The sequence below is a fragment of the Corynebacterium suedekumii genome (genome assembly GCF_030252185.1).
Classification (GTDB): domain Bacteria; phylum Actinomycetota; class Actinomycetes; order Mycobacteriales; family Mycobacteriaceae; genus Corynebacterium; species Corynebacterium suedekumii.
This window is the reverse complement of the sequence record NZ_CP126970.1, coordinates 1,895,255-1,907,751: the sequence shown is the minus strand read 5'-3', so window position 1 is coordinate 1,907,751 and position 12,497 is coordinate 1,895,255. Positions and strand designations below refer to the sequence as shown.

Genomic DNA, 12,497 nt, shown 5'->3' with positions numbered 1-12,497 from the left:
TGTGCTCCTGTCCTAGAAGAGACGGATGACGCTGTCGACGGCCTTGACGGCCGAGGAGGTCTTCAGTTCCTCGACGGTGGCGGCCAGGTCCGCCTCGCGGGCGCTGTGGGTGACCACGATGAGGCGGGCGTCGTCGCCGGACTCCTCCTGGCGGATGGTCTTGAGCGAGATGCCGCGGGCCGCGAAGGTGGCGGCCAGCTCGGCGAGGACACCGGTGCGGTCCTCGACCTCCATGTCGATGTGGTAGCGGGTGAGCACGTCCCCGCCGTCGGCGATGGGCAGGTTGGCGTAGGTGTTCTCGCCCGGGGCACGGCCCCCGTGGACCTTGTTGCGGGCGGCGCCGACGAGGTCACCGAGCACGGCGGAGGCGGTGGGGTTACCACCGGCGCCGTTGCCGTAGAACATGAGACGACCGGCGGCCTCGGCCTCGACGAAGATCGCGTTGTAGGACTCGTTGACGCTGGCCAGCGGGTGCTCGACCGGCACGAGGGTCGGGTGGACGCGGGCGGAGACCGCCTCGACCCCCGCCGCGTCGGTGATGCGTTCGCAGATGGCCAGCAGCTTGATCACGTAGCCGGCGTTGCGGGCGGCCTCGATGTCGTCGGCGGTGACCTTGGTGATGCCCTCGCAGCTGACGTCGTCGAACTTCACCCGGGTGTGGAAGCCCAGGGACGCGAGGATGGCGGCCTTGGAGGCGGCGTCGTGACCCTCGACATCGGCGGTCGGGTCGGCCTCGGCGTACCCGAGGCGGGTGGCCTCGGCGAGCGCGTCGTCGTAGGAGGCGCCGGTGGACTCCATGGCGTCGAGGATGAAGTTGGTGGTGCCGTTGACGATGCCGGAGATCCGTACGACCTGGTCGCCGGCCAGCGAGCGACGCAGCATGCCGACCACCGGGATGGCGGCGGCGACGGCGGCCTCGAAGTAGAGGTCGACGTTGGCGGCGTCGGCGGCCTCGGCCAGCTCATCAGCGTGGGCGGCGACCAGCGCCTTGTTGGCGGTGACGACGGACTTGCCGGCGTTGAGGGCGGCGAGCACGAGGCGACGCGGGTAGTCGATGCCGCCGATGACCTCGACGACGATGTCCACGTCATCGCGGGTGATCAGGGACATGGCGTCGTCGGTGAGCAGCTCCCGGTCCACACCCTCGCGGCGCTTCTCCAGGTCGGAGACGGCCACCCCCTTGATCTCCAGGGGGCCGCCGACGCGGTGGGCGAAGGCGTCGTGGTGCTCGCCCATGAGGCGGAGCACCTCCGTGCCGACGGTGCCGAGGCCGAGAATGGCGACGCCGACCGGCTCGCCGGCTCCCTTGCCGGGGTTGTAGGTGGGCTGCTTCGTTGCCGAGTCGGCCATGTCGTCCCCTTCATCAGACGGTGGTGTTCGCTCCCACCTTAGACAAAGCTTTCTGTCTCCTCAGTACAAGGGTCACCTACCCGTCGACCACCGGGGTGGTCTCGAGGGTCTCCAGGGTGGGCAGGTCGAGGGCGATGAGGATCTCCCGGACCGCGTTGACGGAGGACTCCAGTTTCTCCAGCCGTGCCGCCTGCTCCGGCGAGAGGCGACCGGCGGCGGCGAAGTGCCGCAGGCGGGAATACCGCCCCGCGAGGAGGGTGCCCCAGAAGATCTTCAGGTCGAGGATCTCCTGGTCACCGGGCACCGGCTGGCCGTTGTGGAAGGCGATGATGTCGGACAGCTGGGTCTCGATCATCGTCAGGTCCATGTCGGCCCCGGGCAGGCCGGCGTCGGCACTGTAGGTGTCGACGCCGTGACGGGTCGGCCCACCCGGGGTGTCATAGAAGCGGTTGAGGGTCATGGCTTCAGCGCCGAGCACCGGCTCGTTGACCGGCAGGACCGGTGCCCCCTCCTCGCCGAGCAGCTGACCGCGGCTCATGCGGATGAAGGTGTTCTGGTTCTCCATCCCGGGGTAGGTGCACGCCAGGCCGACGCCGTAGGACTCGAGGTCCTCCGCCTGGAACATGTACCCCAGGTAGCGGGCGCGGGGGTTGATCCGGAAGTCCTCGCAGGTGGCGCCGGGAAGGTGGAAGTCGATGGACCGGATATAGGTGCGGACCCGGTCGATCTGGTCGTCGGTGAGGTGGATGTCCTGGTAGAGGGCTCGTGACATGGTGGCTGCCTCCTAGAGCGTCTGAAGCCGGTCGTAGCTGTCGGTGTCCTCGAAGAAGCCACCCTTGCCGTTGCCGATGATGTCGAAGCGGTTGACCACCTCGATGCGGTCGAGCCACTTGGCGGAGCGGAAACCGGTGGAGGTCTCCAGCCGCAGGCGCATCGGGGCGCCGTTCTTGATGGGCAGCTCGTCGCCGTCGTAGCCGATGGCGATGAGCGACTGCGGCTGCATCGCCTCCGCCATGGGCATCGTCTCGTAGTAGTAGGAACCGTTGTAGGAGTCGTCGTCGCGGGTCATGTTCTGGAAGCTGTGCACCACGACGTCGGTGGCGCCGTCCAGGGGCCGGACCAGGTCGAGCAGGGTGGGCAGGGCGACGCCGTCCCACTTGCCCACGGAGGAGAAGCCCTGGACACAGTGGTGGACGGTGGTCTGGGAGTGGCCGTCGGCGATCTCGCGCAGGTCCTGCAGGGTCAGGCGCATCGGTTTTTCCACGTACCCGCCGATCTCCAGCACGTAGTCGTCCTCGTAGCCGTTGCACACCATGGCCATGTAGGCCTCGGTGGACGGCGGCATGCCGGAGGCGCGGTGGTGCGGGGCCGGGGTGACGTCGTCGGAGGTGTAGAGGTGCTGCCGGGAGGGCAGCTTCCGCAGCGCGCGGGTGAGCGGGCGGACCAGGACGTTGTGCAGCCGCTCGATGACCCTGGGCCGGTTGGTGGAGGTCATGGTGGCCCAGATGTGGACGAACACGATGAACACCAGACCGATGGTGAAGATGACGCCACCGGCGACGGGGTGGTCGGCGTGGCCGAAGACCATCTTGGACACCTCGTGGCCGTAGCCGTGGAGGATGACCATGCCGACGTGGATGAGGATGAACACCACATAGGCGATCAGGCCCCAGAAGTGGAGGGTGCGGATGACCTGGCGCCCGCCGAGTGCCCGGGAAATCCGGGGGAAGTGGTTGTTGATGGCCGGGGACTGGAACGCGCCGGTGATGATCATCCACAGCGGGAGAATGAGGACGACGAAGCCGTAGGACAGCTGCTGGATGGCGTTGAACGGGTAGCCGTCCATCGCGGGCGGGACCTGGAAGGCGAGGTACTGGATGAGGTTGTCCCAGGCCTCGACGAACACACCGAGGTCCTCGGGCCAGTACCGGCGCCACTGGCCGGTGACCAGCAGGAGGATCCAGTAGGCCACCATGAGCAGGACCCAGCAGATCACGGAGATGAAGTGCCAGTAGCGGCCCTGGCCGAGGTCACCGTGTCCGGGCAGCGAGACGATGGGGCTGTAGTCGTCGTATTCACCGGAGACGGGGAAGTACTTGCGCTTGCGCTTCTCCTTGATGGTGAACTGGGCCCACTGGCCGCCCAGCGGGGAGTGGACCGACCGGTGGAGCTTGGGGAAGGTGCCCAGGATCTCGATGCCGCTGCGGATGAACAGGGTGATGAAGAGGATGTTGACGAAGTGCTCGATGCGGAGCCAGACGGGGAAGTCAGTCAGCATGATGGGTGTCTCCTTGTTGTTGTCCGCCGTCAGTCCACGAAACCCTGGTCGTCCGGGTAGGCGACGAGGATGCCGTAGGCCAGGGCCCATCGGATGATCAGGTAGGCGAGCCCGCACAGCATCATGGTGTTCCAGGCGGCCGCGAGGTGGACGCTGGCGCCGTTCCACACGTAGGGGGCGGTGCCGAAGAGTCCGCCGAGGTAGGCGATGAGGGCGCCGAGGGCGGGGACCATGCCGAAGTCCCAGATGCGGGCCCTGGTCACCAGGCCGGCGACGAGGAAGATGCCCGCGAGGGCGACGACGAGCCACAGGGCGATGTCGCCGCCGACGAACGGCAGGTGGTCGCTGAGGGCGACCACTCCGGCGCAGAAGGCCAGCAGCGCCATGACCGCGAGGATGACCGCCTTGGTCAGCCGGGGCAGGTTGATGCGGATGTACCGGAAGAAGGGTGCGCGTTTCCGGCCCGGGGGAACGTGTCTGTTCCAGTCGTGGGTGTTGATGTCAACGCCGGCTGGTGCGTCCGACATGGGTGCTCCTGAGGTCGGGCCGACGGCGGTGTCACAGGTCCACCGTGGGCGGGGATCGGGTGCGCGGGCACCGCCGGAGATGTCGGTGCCGTGCGGGGCGAAACTCCCGCGAGACCTCTCGCCGGCGTTCCTATGGACACGATAAGAGATAACCATTGCTCCCGGGGGAAGAACAGTCGTTCTGCCCGGTGGAAAAGCTCCTGACCTGCAGAACCAGACGACTGTTCGGTCAGTGAACTTCCCCCGTTCCCGCGCCGGGTCTAGCATCAGCCCTGTGTCACCCAGCGGGACGGGCCACCGTCACAGGCCCGCCACCGTTGCTACCGGAGAAGCAGCTCGGGACCACATCCCCTCCAGTCCTCATCGAGAAAGGCTCTGCCCACCATGTCTCCCATGGTCATCTTCGGTCTCATCGCATCCGTCGCGCTGTTGTTCGCCTTCGCGATGCTCAACCTCGGCAAATGGACCACCGCCGACTACCCGTACCAGATCCTCAACTTCGTCGGCGCGGGCTTTCTCACCCTCTCCGCCGCGAACCCCTTCAACGCGGGTGTGTTCTGGACGGAGCTGATCTGGTCGTTGCTCGGCCTGTACGGCATCGTCAAGATCTTCCTCAGCCGCCGTCGCGCCGCCGACGCCCCGGAACAGACCCCCTCCGTCGCCTGACCCGCCGCCGACCACCCACTCACACGAAGGACCACTCCCATGGAATTCTCCTATGAAATCGGCATCGTCGCCGGCATCCTGTTCGTCGTCGGTTACGGCCTGCTCAACTTCGGCGTCGTCACCTCCAAGTCGGTGCTGTACCAGACGCTCAACTTCCTCGGCGCCCTCGGTTTCACCTACACCGCGATCTCCCCGTTCAACCCGGGCCTGATGATCACCGAGGTCGTCTGGGCGATCGTCGCCCTGTTCGGCCTGTGGAAGATCTTCTCCGGCCCGTCCCGGAAGAACCCGGCGACCGGCGCAGCGGCGTAGAATCGGCGGTCGTGCCCTCACATCCCCACGGATCCCACGAACCCCCCGGTACCAACGGCGGTCACCGCGACCGCATCATCGACGCGACCCTCGACTGCCTGGTCACCCACGGCGTCGCGGGCACCTCGATGCGCATGGTCGCCGAGGGGGCACACGTGTCCCTGGGGTCGGTGACCCACCACTTCGTCGACAAGGACGCGCTACTCAGCGCGGCCTTCCAGGTCTTCGCCGACCGGTCGGTGGCCCGCTTCCGGGAGTACTACGAGGGGGTGGATTCGCTGGAGTCGGCCCGGAGGGCGACGGTGCACATGCTGACGGATTCGGCGGCGTCGAGACGCGGCACGATCCTGGGCAGTGAGCTCTACACCCTGTCGCTGCGGCGCCCCCGCCACCGCATGGTGCTGGTGCAGTGGACGCACCGCTGCCGCAAGGTCATCCGGGAGCATTTCGACGCCGAGACGACCTATCTTCTCGACGCCTTCTACGAAGGCGTCCTGCTCCACCGCAGCATGCACCTGGGCGAGTACCCGGACGAGTCCATCGCACTGGCGGTGCAGCGGCTCACTCCCCCGGCGAGCTATCTCGGCCGGGGTTAACCCTCCAGCGCGAGGAAGTCCTCGACGGTCTCGCGCCGCAGCATGAGCTTCGACTTCCCGGCCCGCACGGTGACCACCGCGGGCCGGTTGACGGCGTTGTAGCGGCTCGACATGGCGTAGGCGTAGGCGCCGGTGGCGGCCAGGGCGATGTGGTCGCCGGGCACGATGTCGTCGGGGAAGGCGGCGTCGCGGATGAGGATGTCGCCGGACTCGCAGTGCGAGCCCACCAGGCGGGAGGAGACCTCCGCGCCCTCGGTGAAGCGGGAGACGACGCGGGCGTCGTACAGCGAGCCGTAGAGGGCGGGGCGGATGTTGTCGGACATGCCGCCGTCGACCGAGAGGTACCGACGCTGCTCGTCCTCGGAGACGGTGACGTCCTTGACGGTGCCGACCTCGTAGACGGTGACGGTACCGGGGCCGGCGATGGCGCGGCCGGGCTCGACGAGGACGGCCGGTGCCTCGATGCCCAGCTCCGCCGCGGTCTTGGCCACGGCGGTGAGCAGGTCGTGGGCCACCTTGTCGACGTTGAGCGGCTGCTCGTCCTCGGTGTAGGCGATGCCGTAGCCGCCGCCGAGGTCGAGTTCGGGCAGCTGGACGCTGAGCTCGGCGTGGATGCGCGAGTAGAGGGAGAGGACGCGGTCGGCGGCGGCGGTGAAGCCGCGGGCGTCGAAGACCTGGGAACCGACGTGGCAGTGCAGGCCGACGAGCTCGAGGTTCTCCGCGCGGACGGCGGCCTCGGCGGCGCGGAAGGCCGACCCGGAGGCCAGGGAAAAGCCGAACTTCTGGTCCTCGTGGCTGGTGGCGATGAACTCGTGGGTGTGGGCCTCGATACCGGGTTTGACCCGGATCATCACCTTCTGGACGCGCCCCTCCGCCGCGGCGATGGTGTCGAGGTCCACGAGCTCCTGCTCGGAGTCGAGGACCACGTGACCGACGCCATTGGTCACACAGGCCCGGAGAAAGCCGTCACCCTTGTTGTTTCCGTGGGCGGTGATGCGGTCGGCCGGGAAGTCGGCGCGCAGGGCGATCTCCAGCTCATTGCGGGAGGCAACGTCGAGCGACAGGCCCTCCTCGTCGACCCAGCGGGCGATGGTGCGGGTGAGGAACGCCTTGGAGGCGTAGTGCACGTGCTCCGGGCCGCCGAACGCGCGCGCCATGTCCTGGCAGCGGGAACGGAAGTCGTCCTCGTCGACGACGAAGACGGGGGTGCCGTACTCCTCGACGATCTCCGGCAGCGGGACACCGGCGATGGTGACCACGCCGTCCTCCTGGCGGCAGGCGTTGCGGGGCCAGACGTGGGCGGGCAGGTCGTTGAAGTCGCTCTCGCTCATGCGGAACTACATCCTCTCCGGGGCGGTGACACCGACCAGGCCGAGCGCGTTGGCCAGGGTCTGCCGGGTGGCGGCGGCCAGGGCCAGACGGGCACCGTGGATCGGCTCCGTCTCCTCGCCGGCCTTGGGCAGGATCTGGCAGTTGTCGTAGAAGCGGTGGAAGGTACCGGCCAGTTCCTCGGCGTAGCGGGCCACGCGGTGCGGTTCCCGCAGTTCGGCGGCCGCCTTCACCACGGTCGGGAACTCACCGAGGGTGCGGATGAGATCACCCTCGCGGTCGTGGGTGAGCAGCGCCAGGTCCGGGTTGTCGTGGGTAACACCCAGCTCGGCGGCCTTGCGGGCGATGGAGCACAGGCGGGCGTGGCCGTACTGCACGTAGTAGACGGGGTTGTCGGAGGACTGCGAGGCCCACAGCGCCAGGTCGATGTCCAGGGAGGAGTCGACGGAGGAGCGGATGAGCGAGTAGCGGGCACCGTCGATGCCGATGGCCTCGACGAGATCGTCGAGGGTGATGATCGTGCCGGCACGCTTGGACATCCGCACTGCGACCCCGTCGCGCACCAGGTTGACCATCTGGCCGATCATGACCTCGACCTGGTCGGCGTCGTAGCCCAGGGCCGCGGCGGCGGCCTTGAGGCGGGCGATGTAGCCGTGGTGGTCCGCACCGAGCATGTAGATGCACAGGCTGTGGCCGCGGTCGAACTTGTCCTTGACGTAGGCGATGTCGCCGGCGATGTAGGCTGCCTCGCCGTCCGACTTGATGACCACGCGGTCCTTGTCGTCGCCGAAGTTCGTCGAGCGCAGCCACCAGGCATTGTCCGCCTCGTAGAGGTTGCCGTTGTCCTTGAGCACCTGCACCACCGCGTCCACCGCGCCGGACTCGAACAGCGAGTTCTCATGGAAGAACACGTCAAAGTCCGTGCCGAACTCATGGAGTGACTCCTTGATGTGGCTGAACGCCATGTCCACACCCTCCGCGCGGAAGGTCTCCTGCACCTGCTCCGCAGTGCCCTCCAGCGCGCCCGGATGCTTCTCGACGATCGCGGCCGCCACCTCGTGGATGTACTCCCCGCCGTAGCCGTCCTCCGGCGTCGGCTCCCCCTTCGCCGCCGCCACCAACGACCGTGCGAAACGGTCGATCTGCCCACCGTGGTCGTTGAAGTAGTACTCCCGGGTCACCTCCGCGCCCGAGGCGGTGAGCACACGGCCCAGCGAATCGCCGACCGCCGCCCAGCGGGTACCACCCAGATGGATAGGACCCGTCGGGTTCGCGGAGACGAACTCCAGGTTGATCCTTTCACCCGCGTACAGGTCGTTGTGGCCGAAGGACTCCCCCGCCTCGAGGATCTTCGCCACGATCTCACCCTGCGCAGCGGCGGCCAGACGGATGTTGAGGAAGCCCGGGCCCGCGATCTCCGCGGTCTCGATCGCCGGGTTCTCCGCCAGCGCCTCGGCCAGCCACGTGGCCAGCTCCCGCGGGTTCGTGCCCACCTTCTTGGCCACCTGCAGGGCCAGGTTCGTCGCGTAGTCACCGTGCTCGGGGTTGCGGGGTCGCTCGACGACCACCTGCTCAGGCAGGACGGAAGAGTCGAGGTCACGGGAGGTGAGCACGCCGGCGGCGGTCTCCCGGATGAGGGACGCAAGATCAGCAGGTGTCATGGCGAATCAGTCTAATGCACCCCGCCAGCGGATTCGCACCCGGGATCGGGGGCACAGTAGTTAGTTGATCCAATCAATACCTCAGCTGCACGATATGATGGCCTGCGTTGAATACCGCACCCACGAGTAGAAATGGCCTATCGATGACCCGAACCCTCCCCCGCCGCCTCACCGCCACCCTGTCGGCCACCGCCACCGCGCTGGCCGGCCTCGTGGTCACCGCAGGCATGGCCACCGCAGCTCCGACCCAGCCGATCACGTGGGAGGACTGCCCCGAGCAGGTCACCGACGCCGCCGCGCAGTGCGGGCGCATCGACGTCCCCATGTACCACTCCGATCCCGACGGAGCGCCGATCTCCGTGGGCTTCGTCAAGGTGCCCGCCACCGGCACCGCCCGTGGCACCCTCTTCGGCAACCCCGGCGGCCCGGGCGGCGACGCCTACTCCTACTTCGGCAACCCCGACGCCTTCGCTTGGCCCGAGGGCATCACCTCCGAATGGGACCGAGTCGCCGTCCAGCCCCGCGGCCTGCCGGGCTCCACCCCGCTCAACTGCACTGAGCTGCCCGCCACCTTCGTCCCCACCGACCCGCACCTGCGCCAGGGTGGCTTCTACCGAGACTCCTGTGAGATCAGCACCCCCGGCTACACCGCGTCCCTGACCACCGACAACACCGCCGAGGACTGGGAGTGGGTCCGCCAGGCACTCGCCGTGGACAAGGTCTCCGTCATGGGCCTGAGCTACGGCACCTACCTCGGCTCCGTCTACGCCACACGGTACCCGCAGCACACCGACCGCGTCGTCCTCGACTCCGGCATGGACCCCGACCTCGCCTGGACCGGCATCATGAACTCCCAGCAGGCGGGCTACGAGACCAGCCTGCACGACTTCCTCGGCTGGGTCGCCGAACGCAACGACACCTACGGCCTCGGCGACACCCCGCTCGCCGTCTACCAGTCCTGGTCCCGCAAGATCGTCGCCGAGTCCGGCACCAACCCCACCGTCGTCCCGCCGCCCGCCCAGATCGGCGACATCCCGCCGGGCTTCGACTGGGCCGGCCACCTCGCCGCCGAGGCCATCACCGCCACCGGCCCCGCCCGCGTCTCCTCCGAGGGCCTGTCCTCCCAGGCCGTCAACCCGGGAGCCAACCAGGCCAACGCGCCGACCCTGCTCATGACCCGCCAGATGCTCCCGCGCGTGGAGAGCTGGGATCAGCTCGCCCGCCTCATCAACGGCACCGAGACCCTCCCCGACACCGGCGCCCCCACCGAGGACCAGATCATCGCGTTCACCAACGCCCAGGCCATGCAGCGGATGATCATGTGCAATGAGAACACGACCCCGCCGAACCCGGCCGACATTCCCCGCTACGCCTGGACCAACTACGTCACCGGCGACTTGTTCACCGCCCCCAACGCGATGTTCACCTCCGGTGCGGCCTGCTCCGGCATGGACCCGGTCTCCGGCCGCCAGGCCACCGACGGTTCCCAGCTGGCCACCCGCCCGCTGCAGATCCAGGCCACCGGCGACCCGCAGACCCCCTACCAGCACCACTACAAGCTGGCCGAGCAGATGGGCAGCCAGGTCATCACCGTCCACGGCAACGGCCACGCCCACGTCGGCGTGGGCAACACCGCGGTTGACGACGCCGTCGTCGAGTACCTCCGCACCGGCATCGCCCCGGTCACCGACCTCCCCGGCCTGAACTAAACCGGGACCTGCGATTCGGTGCACCGGATCGCAGGTGCTAGACTTTCACCGTTGTCATCCCCACCAGGATGGCCACAATGTCTCCGTAGCTCAGTGGATAGAGCATTGGTTTCCGGTACCAAAGGTCGCAGGTTCGAATCCTGTCGGGGACACGAATGACCTGAGGCCCCGATCGAGAGCATCCGCTCCCGGTCGGGGCCTTCAACATGCGCTCCATGCCCTTTCGGGTGGCACGAACGCCCTGAAAGCCCGGATTCCGGTCCGTTCCTGCCATGCGAAGAAACGCCGTGGTTCATTGCACACCAGTTCGCCGGAAAAAATACCCGTTGGAGCCACTGACTGGCGTACAAGGCGCCACCTGCACGACACCACTGCCCACCACTAGAGTGGCGTTATGACGAACAACATCAATCAGCTCCTGTCCAGCCTGCCCATTGACCGCATCGCGAAGCAGCTGGGCGAAGACCCCACCCAGGTGCGCCAGGCCGCCGAGAACGTCCTCCCGGCACTGCTCATGGGCATGGGCGCCAACGCGAAGGATCCGGCCGGCCGGGATTCCCTCGCCAGCGCCGTCGATCAGCATGACCCGTCGCTCGTGGAGGGCGAGGTGGATGTTGACGCCATCAACACGAACGACGGCCAGAAGATCGCCCACCACGTGTTCGGCGCCCAGGAGGATCAGGTGGTAAGCCAGCTCGGCGGTCTCGGTGGCGGAAGCTCGCTGGTGCGCAAGCTCCTGCCGATCCTGGCACCGATCGTGATGTCCTGGCTCGCCGGTCAGCTGCAGCAGCGGACGGGCGGGACGAAGCCGCAGACGCAGCAGACCCCGACGCCGTCGTCGAAGGGCGGGCTACTGGAGCAGATCCTCGGCCAGGTCCTCGGCGGGGCGGGTGGAGCCCAGCAGCAGTCGCCGGGCATGGGCGGCATCTTCGGTGAGCTGCTCGGGGGACTGCTGGGTGGCGGGCGCCGCTAGGAGACACCATCACAATCGGGCCCGGGGATCACGTCCCCGGGCCCGGCTCGTCGTTTAGCAGGCGCTGGTGTCGTGCAGGCCGCACTGCGGGATGCCGAGGATGTAGGAGGAGAACATGGACGAGAACAACGCGGGGAAGAGAATCGCGCCGAAGAGGTAGTCCTCGGGAGCCCAGTTGGAGGAGTGGGAACTGGTGCTGCTGACCTCCTGGGCAGTTGCGGGGGCAGCTGTCCCACCCGCGAGCAGGGCGACGCTGGCGACGCTCGCCAGGCTGAGGCGGGTGATTCGACGGAGCATGGTAGAGTCCTTTCACTTGGTTGGCCTATGAGACTTGTTAGTAGGCACGATCCCGCCTGCCAAGGGGGTCAACCCACAGGCTCCGCACGGAAATACCCCGAATCACCAGGCCTCAGGCATATACAACAATTCTGTAACCGGCGCCGGTATGGTGGTCGGGGAACGTACTCAACAACCGAAAGGCCACGCAATGCTGTTTCTCGCCCGCATGGATGTCTCCTTCCCCGAGTCTTTGACCCCCGAGCAGGTCACCGATTTCCAGGCCCGGGAGAAGGAGTACTCCGGCAACCTGCAGAAATCCGGGAAGATGAAGGGTATCTGGCGCGTGGTCGGCGAGTACTCGAACTACTCCATCTATGACGTGGAGAGCAACGATGAGCTGCAGGAGGTGCTGTCCAGCTTCCCGATGTACAAGTACATGAACATCAAGGTCACCCCGCTGGCGCAGCACCCGAACGCCACCCGTGACTTCTTCTGACTCAGAGGCAGGCGGCGAACCGGCCCGTTTCCCACGGTGTGGGGAACGGGCCGGCGTCGATAAGCGGGGTGTCAGCCGTTGGGCATGATGATCCACGCGATGACGTAGGCGATGAACTGGGGGCCGGGCAGGAGGATCGACGCGACGAAGATGAGGCGGACGAGGGTGGGTTCCAGCCGTAGGTCTCCGCGATGCCACCGAGAACACCGGCGACGTACTTGTCGGTCAGCGAGCGGTGGAGGCGGCGCCGGGAGAAGGGGGTGTTGTCGTGGGCGACGTTCGGGGTGGTCATCGGGGGTTCCTCTTTCGGGGATCGTGTGC

The 12,497-nt window shown here is 67.4% G+C and carries 13 protein-coding genes, 1 tRNA gene and 1 pseudogene; 7 read left to right on the top strand and 8 right to left on the bottom strand.

All coding sequences use genetic code 11. The features are described 5' to 3' along the window. Positions 1-12 precede the first annotated feature (12 nt). The 4 genes from QP029_RS09595 to QP029_RS09580 all read right to left on the bottom strand — a co-directional run bounded on the left by QP029_RS09595 (position 13) and on the right by QP029_RS09580 (position 4,155). Positions 13-1,350: a homoserine dehydrogenase gene (locus QP029_RS09595; RefSeq protein ID WP_284874093.1), complete on the bottom strand. Its 1,338-nt coding sequence runs from the start codon at positions 1,348-1,350 to the stop codon at positions 13-15. A 76-nt stretch (positions 1,351-1,426) separates the two neighbouring features. After that, positions 1,427-2,122 carry a hypothetical protein gene (locus QP029_RS09590; protein ID WP_284874092.1) on the bottom strand — a complete coding sequence of 232 codons (696 nt, stop codon included), beginning with the start codon at positions 2,120-2,122 and terminating at the stop codon, positions 1,427-1,429. A gap of 12 nt (positions 2,123-2,134) precedes the next feature. Continuing rightward, positions 2,135-3,628: a molybdopterin-dependent oxidoreductase gene (locus QP029_RS09585; RefSeq protein WP_284874091.1), complete on the bottom strand. Its 1,494-nt coding sequence runs from the start codon at positions 3,626-3,628 to the stop codon at positions 2,135-2,137. 29 nt (positions 3,629-3,657) lie between these two features. After that, the gene (locus QP029_RS09580) at positions 3,658-4,155 is read right to left on the bottom strand and encodes a hypothetical protein (protein WP_284874090.1); all 498 of its coding nucleotides are present in this window, start codon (positions 4,153-4,155) and stop codon (positions 3,658-3,660) included. 393 nt (positions 4,156-4,548) lie between these two features. Between QP029_RS09580 and QP029_RS09575 the strand changes: the two genes are divergently transcribed. From QP029_RS09575 to QP029_RS09565, 3 genes are read left to right on the top strand one after another with little or no spacing between them, the layout of a single operon-like run. Continuing rightward, a complete protein-coding gene (locus tag QP029_RS09575; RefSeq protein ID WP_284874089.1) occupies positions 4,549-4,821 on the top strand; it encodes a CBU_0592 family membrane protein in 273 nt (90 codons plus the stop codon). Between the two features lie 39 nt (positions 4,822-4,860). Continuing rightward, positions 4,861-5,133, top strand: a complete 273-nt coding sequence (locus QP029_RS09570) for a CBU_0592 family membrane protein (protein ID WP_284874088.1) — start codon at positions 4,861-4,863, stop codon at positions 5,131-5,133. An 11-nt stretch (positions 5,134-5,144) separates the two neighbouring features. After that, positions 5,145-5,729, top strand: a complete 585-nt coding sequence (locus QP029_RS09565) for a TetR/AcrR family transcriptional regulator (RefSeq protein ID WP_284874087.1) — start codon at positions 5,145-5,147, stop codon at positions 5,727-5,729. Here the strand turns inward: QP029_RS09565 and lysA are convergent. Both lysA and argS read right to left on the bottom strand, forming a co-directional pair. Continuing rightward, on the bottom strand, positions 5,726-7,060 hold the full coding sequence (lysA, locus tag QP029_RS09560) for a diaminopimelate decarboxylase (RefSeq protein WP_284874086.1): 1,335 nt from the start codon (positions 7,058-7,060) through the stop codon (positions 5,726-5,728). The two genes, QP029_RS09565 and lysA, sit on opposite strands and share 4 nt — an antisense overlap. Before the next feature lie 6 nt (positions 7,061-7,066). Then, positions 7,067-8,719 (bottom strand): arginine--tRNA ligase, encoded by a 1,653-nt coding sequence (gene argS, locus QP029_RS09555; protein WP_284874085.1) that lies wholly within the window; start codon positions 8,717-8,719, stop codon positions 7,067-7,069. Positions 8,720-8,946: 227 nt separating this feature from the next. Between argS and QP029_RS09550 the strand changes: the two genes are divergently transcribed. The 3 genes from QP029_RS09550 (at position 8,947) to QP029_RS09540 (ending at position 11,401) form a co-directional block, all read left to right on the top strand. Beyond that, positions 8,947-10,428 carry an alpha/beta fold hydrolase gene (locus QP029_RS09550; RefSeq protein WP_284876217.1) on the top strand — a complete coding sequence of 494 codons (1,482 nt, stop codon included), beginning with the start codon at positions 8,947-8,949 and terminating at the stop codon, positions 10,426-10,428. A gap of 79 nt (positions 10,429-10,507) precedes the next feature. Next, positions 10,508-10,580 (top strand) — tRNA-Arg (locus QP029_RS09545). A 242-nt stretch (positions 10,581-10,822) separates the two neighbouring features. After that, positions 10,823-11,401: a DUF937 domain-containing protein gene (locus QP029_RS09540; protein WP_284874084.1), complete on the top strand. Its 579-nt coding sequence runs from the start codon at positions 10,823-10,825 to the stop codon at positions 11,399-11,401. A 54-nt stretch (positions 11,402-11,455) separates the two neighbouring features. Here the strand turns inward: QP029_RS09540 and QP029_RS09535 are convergent, their stop codons facing one another. After that, the gene (locus QP029_RS09535) at positions 11,456-11,698 is read right to left on the bottom strand and encodes a hypothetical protein (protein ID WP_284874083.1); all 243 of its coding nucleotides are present in this window, start codon (positions 11,696-11,698) and stop codon (positions 11,456-11,458) included. Positions 11,699-11,888: 190 nt separating this feature from the next. Between QP029_RS09535 and catC the strand changes: the two genes are divergently transcribed. Then, complete coding sequence (catC, locus tag QP029_RS09530; protein WP_284874082.1) at positions 11,889-12,176, top strand: muconolactone Delta-isomerase; 288 nt, start codon at positions 11,889-11,891, stop codon at positions 12,174-12,176. A 71-nt stretch (positions 12,177-12,247) separates the two neighbouring features. Here catC and QP029_RS09525 read toward each other — a convergent pair. Continuing rightward, positions 12,248-12,468 (bottom strand): annotated as a pseudogene (locus QP029_RS09525) (PspC domain-containing protein). Positions 12,469-12,497 lie beyond the last annotated feature (29 nt).

What these genes read in the sequence shown, in the direction of transcription:
- QP029_RS09595 (WP_284874093.1), bottom strand. Translation starts at nt 1,350, where the DNA reads ATGGCCGACTCGGCAACGAAGCAGCCCACCTACAACCCCGGCAAGGGA.
- QP029_RS09590 (WP_284874092.1), bottom strand. Translation starts at nt 2,122, where the DNA reads ATGTCACGAGCCCTCTACCAGGACATCCACCTCACCGACGACCAGATC.
- QP029_RS09585 (WP_284874091.1), bottom strand. Translation starts at nt 3,628, where the DNA reads ATGCTGACTGACTTCCCCGTCTGGCTCCGCATCGAGCACTTCGTCAAC.
- QP029_RS09580 (WP_284874090.1), bottom strand. Translation starts at nt 4,155, where the DNA reads ATGTCGGACGCACCAGCCGGCGTTGACATCAACACCCACGACTGGAAC.
- QP029_RS09575 (WP_284874089.1), top strand. Translation starts at nt 4,549, where the DNA reads ATGGTCATCTTCGGTCTCATCGCATCCGTCGCGCTGTTGTTCGCCTTC.
- QP029_RS09570 (WP_284874088.1), top strand. Translation starts at nt 4,861, where the DNA reads ATGGAATTCTCCTATGAAATCGGCATCGTCGCCGGCATCCTGTTCGTC.
- lysA (WP_284874086.1), bottom strand. Translation starts at nt 7,060, where the DNA reads ATGAGCGAGAGCGACTTCAACGACCTGCCCGCCCACGTCTGGCCCCGC.
- argS (WP_284874085.1), bottom strand. Translation starts at nt 8,719, where the DNA reads ATGACACCTGCTGATCTTGCGTCCCTCATCCGGGAGACCGCCGCCGGC.
- QP029_RS09550 (WP_284876217.1), top strand. Translation starts at nt 8,947, where the DNA reads ATGGCCACCGCAGCTCCGACCCAGCCGATCACGTGGGAGGACTGCCCC.
- QP029_RS09540 (WP_284874084.1), top strand. Translation starts at nt 10,823, where the DNA reads ATGACGAACAACATCAATCAGCTCCTGTCCAGCCTGCCCATTGACCGC.
- QP029_RS09535 (WP_284874083.1), bottom strand. Translation starts at nt 11,698, where the DNA reads ATGCTCCGTCGAATCACCCGCCTCAGCCTGGCGAGCGTCGCCAGCGTC.
- catC (WP_284874082.1), top strand. Translation starts at nt 11,889, where the DNA reads ATGCTGTTTCTCGCCCGCATGGATGTCTCCTTCCCCGAGTCTTTGACC.